We start from the raw sequence: 2042 nt of genomic DNA on the forward strand, positions 1-2042 counted from the left end.
TGCACGAGATCGAAATGTGGTGCCGTCACTGGTCCTGAAGATGCTCCCGGAGCCAGGCAAGATTGCGGCTATAGACCGCCGCTCGATGGGCCGGATGAAGTTTCACATGGCCTTCGTCAGGATACACGTACATCTCGATGGGCCAGTTCTTGCGGTGGAGTTCACGATACGTCGCCAGAGCCATCCTGAATTCGCTCGATGCCGCCTGGACAAGGATCGGAACTTTCTTCGCACCGGGGGCATCGACAAGCGAATTGATGCGCCAGAAATCTGCTCCGGTGGCGCGCGTGGCCGGGTATCCCATAGACACATAAAACTCGTCGAGCGCGAGGCCGCTGGCGACTTGAGCAGGCTCGCTTTCGCAGCAGGTGCTGAGGATGGCGGCTGAAAACAGCGACGAATTGGCGAGCGCGAAAGTCGCCGTTACGGCGCCGTCGCTCTGGCCGGTTATGGCGATCCTCGCCGGGTCGATGATGCCCTCTCGGTCGAGCTTGCCGATGATCTCTGCGAGTGATGACAGATTGCTCCTGCGGTCGGCAAAGTTCTCGTTGTTGAAGGCATAGAACTCTTCATCCGATTTGGGATGGCGTGTCATTCCGTACCAGGTCGGCCTGTTGAAACTCAGTACGGCAAGTCCTTGCGCAGCCATCGCCTGGATCGGATACTCGTCGCCTGTACCACCACGTAGGAAGCCGCGCGATTCGTATTGGACGACAACAAGCGGAAGACGCTTTCCCGGTGACCAGCCTGGAGGAAGAACGAGATCACCGAATGTCTCGAGGCCGAATGCGTTCGACCATACGAGCCGGCGGAGATTGCCCACCCGGAGCGACGAGAACGCGGGGTTCGGATCGAACACTTCGCGGCGCTTACCCGAGCGTACGTCCAGCGCAATCAGCCTTCGCGGCCGACCGGATGTTTCCTGCGCGCAGCGCAGTTCCAGCCCCGCCGAGGCGCATCCGAAAAGAGCATCCGGCGTGTCCAGAAGGCGCCTCGGCGCCTGTGTGCCGAGCGACCAGGAATAGAATTCCGTTCGACTCTCCGCAGGGCCCGACTGCCGCTGGAAGATCAGCCGCTTCCCGTCGGGTGCCCACCACAGGCCGGTGACGTTGCGGCATGCAGGGAAGGGGCAGGGCGTTTCTTCTCCACCGGGCCATTTGATGCGCAGTTCGGTGACCGCATCGAGGTCGGTACTCTGCGGGACGGTCCAGGCAACCAGGGCGGTGCTTGCGGCGAACGCGGCCGTGCCGGCCCCGCTCGGCCAGGCGAGCGACGGATGAAGAACCCCTGGGTCTTGTTGCGTCAAGGGCGTTTGAGCGCCGGCTTCGACGTCCCACGCGCTGTCGACCACCGGAACGTCGGATGGCATAGGTTTGTCGCTGGATAACGGCCAGAAGCGCGGGCCATAACGATAGCCATCATTGCCTTCGGCGGCAATCGCGGCTCGCGCGTCAAGCAGGCCGGGCTGACTGGAGTAAAGCAGGCGTCGTCCATCTTGTGACCAAGCCATGTCGAGGATGTCAGCGGCGCTCGTCACCACGCGCCTGACGTGCCGATTCGAACGATCGTAGGTCCAGATTTCGGAATGGTCGTCGAAGGTCTTGGTGTAGGCCAGGTGTCTCCCGTCGGGCGACCATCGCAGCAGGGCCGGCTTCGGGATGCCGAGCGGAAGGTCGCTCATCCCATATCGCGTCGAACTCGCGGCAACGATCTCTCCTCCGTTGTCGATCACCGTTGGGGCACGCCGTCGACTGAGGTCGACCAGAACGACTGCGGTGCAGTATCGATCGTTTTCGACATCGGCCTCGCGCAGTTGCAGCGCGGCTATATCCCCGGCTGGCGACACGCTGAACGGCTCAGGACTGTTGCTCAACCCGAGCGCGCCGAAATCCCGGAGGCCAAGGATGTCCCGCCAGGTGACCGCGCGGGTCACTGCAGCTTGCGGTTCTTCAATGGACAAGCTGCAAGGTGCCGCATCGCGGGATTGAACCTGCGCTTGAACGTTGACGCAGGCCAGGAATGCGTATCCAAGCCACGCGGTT

At 62.2% G+C, this 2042-nt stretch carries 1 protein-coding gene; it reads right to left on the bottom strand.

What is annotated here, in order from left to right:
* Window positions 1–25: 25 nt before the first annotated feature.
* Window positions 26–2042: Atxe2 family lasso peptide isopeptidase (locus tag VMR39_RS20920; RefSeq protein WP_325418700.1), on the bottom strand; the 2017-nt coding region annotated here is incomplete at its 5' end.

Origin of the sequence: Sphingobium sp. (assembly GCF_035511395.1) — a bacterium.
In the GTDB taxonomy this organism is placed as follows: Bacteria; Pseudomonadota; Alphaproteobacteria; order Sphingomonadales; family Sphingomonadaceae; genus Sphingobium.